The following is a 3,322-nucleotide window of genomic DNA, read 5'->3' as shown; positions in this document are numbered from 1 at the left end:
CGGGGAGTCCGCGGCCGGCAGTCTCGCCGGTGCGGTGGGCGTGCTGGGGCTGGCCGCCGCCCTCGTCGCGGCGGGGCTGTGGGCGGCCCGCCGCCGGGTGGGTGCCGTCGATCCCCGGCCGTTGCTCGGAGCTCTAAGGGCGTGCGGGAAGACCGCCGAGAGCGCGTCGGTCACGGGGTGCCGCCGGACCGGTCAGAGCCGGCCCGGCGCCGACCCCGTGCCCTGGTCGACGGGCGGCACGGCCTTCCCGGGGCTCTTCCCAGGGCTCTTCCCAGGACCCTTGCCGTTGCCGTTGCCCGCCAGCGTCGCGCCCACTTCCGCGGCCTTCTGCCGCAGCCAGATGTGGCCCGCGTCCTGAGCGTGCACCGGGTGCCACCACATCGCCTCCCGCACCGGTACCGCCTCGAAGGGGCAGGGCAGGACGCGCACCGCGGCCGATCGGACCGCCTTGCGCGCCAGGCGCTCCTGGATCATCGCGATCCGGCGGGTGCCCTCGACCATGAGGGGCAGCAGCTGGAAGGTCTGCACGGACACCTCCACCTGGGGACTGATCCCTATCATGCTGAGCTGGCGGGCGGCGGGGGCGTCGTAGGGACGCTGGTAGACGGCCCAGGGCAGACGCCCCAGCTGGTCCAGGGTGAGTTCGTCACCGATCTCGGGGTGGTCGTCGGCGACCAGGAACAGCCAGCGGTCCTGGTGGAGGTCGACGGCGGGCAAGCCGTCGATGACGCCGCGCGGAATCAGCAGTCCGTCGACGGTGCTCAGCACCGCGGCGGTGTTCTCCACGACGGAGGGTGCCGGGTGCTGGAAAGTGAGCCGGATGCCAGGCGCCTCCTCATGCAGGGTGCGGGCGAGGGCGGCACCGAACACGGCCGCCCCGTAGTCGGAGGCGAGCAGGGTGAACTCACGTGACTCCGCCGCCGGGTCGAAGTCGGCCTGGCTGGAGAAGACCCGCTCCAGCAGGTCGCACGCGGTGGCGCTGCGGTCGCGCAGGGCGGCGCCGAGCGGAGTCAGCTCGTAGGTGTTGCCGGTGCGGGCGAGCAATTCGTCGTCGAAATGGCGGCGCAGCCGGGACAGCGCGGCGCTCATGGCCGGCTGGCTGAGGCCGATGCGCTCGCCGGCCCGGGTGACATTGCGCTCCTCCAGCAGCGCGCGAAGGGCGAGGACCAGATTGAGGTCGAGTCGGGACAGGTTCACCGGCAACCACCTAGAAACGAGAGCCATCCATGACGTGGATTCGGCACATCCACAGGATTAATTTCCATGATTAGCCGATCGCGGTCAGAGTAGACGCCAACCCCGCAGAAGGAAATCTGATGGCAATGTTCGCGCAACCAGCCGGTCCGTTCGCACTCGGCACGTTCTCCGCTCAGGACGGGGAGTCGTTTCCCGGCCTCCTGGCCGATGGCCGCGTACTCGATCTGCGCAGCGCCCTGGGCTGGGCGCCGTCGGATCTGCGCGCGGTCCTGGAGCGGTGGGAGGAGGCCCTCCCCGTCCTGCGCACCCTGGCGGACGACGACTCCCTCGACCGGCTGCCACTGGAGGGCCTGCGGGTGCACGCCCCCGTGGAACCGCGGCAGATCTTTCAGTCCGGCGCCAACTACCGGCAACACGTGATCGATCTGGAGGTCGCCCACCGTTCCCCCGACGACCCCCGCACCGTCGAGGAGGCACGAGCGGAGGTCGCCGCGGTCATGGACCGCCGGGCCGCCGAGGACCTGCCGTACGTGTTCATCGGCCTGCCCAGCTCGATCACGGGCCCCTACGACGACGTGGTCCTGCCCGCCTGGGCCGAACAGCCGGACTGGGAGCTGGAGTTGGCCGCGGTCATCGCCAGGCCCGCCTACCGGGTGACGGTCGAGGAGGCGCTGGAGTACGTCGCCGGGTACACCATCGCCAACGACCTCACCGACCGCGCCACCGTGTTCCGCCGGGACATGAAGGCCATCGGCACCGACTGGCTGCGCTGCAAGAACGCTCCCGATTTCACGCCGCTCGGCCCGTGGCTCGTCCCTGCGGAATCGATCGCGGACCCCGGTGATCTGCGGGTCACGCTCAAGCTGAACGGCGAGACCATGCAGGACGAGTCCACCAAGGACATGCTCTTCGGTATCGCGCGGCTGGTGTCGTACATCTCCCAGACCTCCCGGCTTCTACCCGGCGACCTGGTGCTCACCGGCAGCCCGGCCGGCAACGGGATGCACTGGGGACGGCTGCTGCGCGACGGCGACGTCATGGAGGGTTCCATCACCGGTCTGGGTGTGCAGCGCACCCGCTGTGTCGCGGAGGGCACGGCATGAGCCTGGACCGCAGCGACCCGGAGGGCGCGATAGCCGAGGCCGCCAAGGCGTACTCCAACTGGGGGCGCTGGGGTGAGGACGACGTGCTCGGCACACTGAACTTCCTCGACGAGGCCAAGCGGCGCGAGGGCGCGGCCCTCGTCCGGCGGGGCGTCAGCTTCTCGCTCTCGCAGCGGTTCGACATGAATGGCCCGCAGAAGGGCTGGCGCCGACGGACCAACCCGGTGCACACCATGCTCGACACGGGGACCGACGCGGCATTGGGCAACCAGGGCTTCCCGCACGGCATCGGCGGCGCCGACGACGTGATCGTGATGCCGCTGCAGTGCTCCACCCAGTGGGACGGCCTCGGGCACATCTTCGACCACGGCAAGGCGTGGAACGGACGGCCCGCCGAGCAGGTGGTCACCTCGGACGGCGACCTCGTCACCGGCATCGAGCACATGGCGCCGTACGTCGCCGGACGCGGCGTGCTCCTCGACGTCGGCCGGGTTGTCGGCACGGGTGGCGGCGAGCTGCCCGACGGGTTCGCCGTCACCGAGGAGCACCTCACCCGGGCCGCCGAGGCCCACGGGGTGACCGTCGGCCGCGGCGACATCGTGCTCGTCCGCACCGGACACCTCGCCCGCGCAAGGCGCGACGGCTGGGGCGACTACGCGGGTGGCCCCGCGCCCGGCCTCTCCTTCACCACGGCCGGCTGGCTGCACCGCACCGAGATAGCCGCCATCGCCACCGACACCTGGGGTTTCGAGGTCCGCCCCAACGAGTTCGAGGGCGCCTTCCAGCCACTGCACCAGGTCGTCATCCCCAACATGGGCCTGCTGATCGGCGAGATGTGGGACCTCGACACACTCGCCGCCGACTGCGCCGACGACGGCGTGTACGAGTTCTGGCTCACCGCCGCTCCCCTCCCCATCACCGGAGCCGTCGGCTCCCCGGTCAACCCGATCGCCGTCAAGTAACCCGCACCACTGCCGGATGCGCCGTTCCCCGGACAGCAGCGGCGCATCCGGCAGTGGTGC

3 protein-coding genes are annotated in these 3,322 nt (G+C 71.1%); 2 read left to right on the top strand and 1 reads right to left on the bottom strand.

What is annotated here, in order from left to right; all coding sequences use genetic code 11:
• Positions 1–192: 192 nt before the first annotated feature.
• Positions 193–1,197, bottom strand: a complete 1,005-nt coding sequence (locus AOK15_RS39705; RefSeq protein ID WP_079058958.1) for a LysR family transcriptional regulator — start codon at positions 1,195–1,197, stop codon at positions 193–195.
• 119 nt (positions 1,198–1,316) lie between these two features.
• Between AOK15_RS39705 and AOK15_RS39700 the strand changes: the two genes are divergently transcribed.
• Together AOK15_RS39700 and AOK15_RS39695 are read left to right on the top strand one after the other, a co-directional pair.
• Positions 1,317–2,300 (top strand): fumarylacetoacetate hydrolase family protein, encoded by a 984-nt coding sequence (locus tag AOK15_RS39700; RefSeq protein WP_205632309.1) that lies wholly within the window; start codon positions 1,317–1,319, stop codon positions 2,298–2,300.
• The gene (locus tag AOK15_RS39695; protein WP_055523920.1) at positions 2,297–3,262 is read left to right on the top strand and encodes a cyclase family protein; all 966 of its coding nucleotides are present in this window, start codon (positions 2,297–2,299) and stop codon (positions 3,260–3,262) included. Before AOK15_RS39700 ends, AOK15_RS39695 begins: the two co-directional genes overlap by 4 nt.
• The last annotated feature ends 60 nt before the right edge of the window (positions 3,263–3,322 follow it).

The organism is Streptomyces ossamyceticus (assembly GCF_001418475.1).
Lineage (GTDB): Bacteria > Actinomycetota > Actinomycetes > Streptomycetales > Streptomycetaceae > Streptomyces > Streptomyces ossamyceticus.
Note: the sequence above shows the minus strand (reverse complement) of the source record. Positions and strands in the feature narration are given on the sequence as shown.

Coding starts and splice junctions, on each gene's coding strand:
- AOK15_RS39700 (WP_205632309.1), top strand. CDS start 1,317: ATGGCAATGTTCGCGCAACCAGCCGGTCCGTTCGCACTCGGCACGTTC.
- AOK15_RS39695 (WP_055523920.1), top strand. CDS start 2,297: ATGAGCCTGGACCGCAGCGACCCGGAGGGCGCGATAGCCGAGGCCGCC.